Genomic DNA, 598 nt, shown 5'->3' with positions numbered 1-598 from the left:
GTAGGTGCCGTTGGCATTCAGCACCAGGGTGCCGTAGGTGCCGGCGAAGGTCCCGGGGGTGATGGGGCCGGCGTTTTCCCCAACCGCTACCCGGTCGGCGCCTTGCACGTCGTTGCTCAGCACGTTGCCGTTGAGGGTCAGTTGGGTTTCCGAAGCAGTACTGATGTTGCTGTCGTCCACACCACTGGGCAGGTCGTCGACGATGTTCACGTCCAGTGAACCGGTCGCGGTGGTGCCGTTGTCGTCGACCACGGTGACGGCGAACTGCTCAGGCAGGGTGTTGGCGCCGTTGCCCGTCGGGTGCGCTTCGTTGTCGTTCAGGGTGTAGCTGTAGCTGATCACCCCGGTCGCCGCGTTGAACCCGGTGACGGTCAGGGTGCTGCCCAGCGGCGTGCTGATCGATTGCGGGAAGCCGGCGGCCACGCCACCACTGACCACGGCGATGCCGCCCACTGTCAGGGTTTGCAGGCCATCGAGTGCGGTCACGGTGAAGGTGCCACTCTGGGTCAGGGCTGGCGTGTCCGGGCTGCTGCCGTCGCTGAGGTTTTTTTCGTAAACCGTCAGCTCACCGCCATACACGTCGAGGCCGTTGAGGGTC

At 65.1% G+C, this 598-nt stretch carries 1 protein-coding gene; it reads right to left on the bottom strand.

What is annotated here, in order from left to right:
• Positions 1-598, bottom strand: a 598-nt coding sequence (locus ACM6IK_RS24285; protein ID WP_414876357.1) for a hypothetical protein, incomplete at both ends; no start/stop codon positions are given.

It is taken from the genome of Pseudomonas sp. IT-196MI5 (assembly GCF_949767415.1).
Taxonomy (GTDB): Bacteria; Pseudomonadota; Gammaproteobacteria; order Pseudomonadales; family Pseudomonadaceae; genus Aquipseudomonas.
The sequence above is the reverse complement of the archived record's forward strand: the minus strand, read 5'-3'. Positions and strand labels throughout refer to the sequence as shown.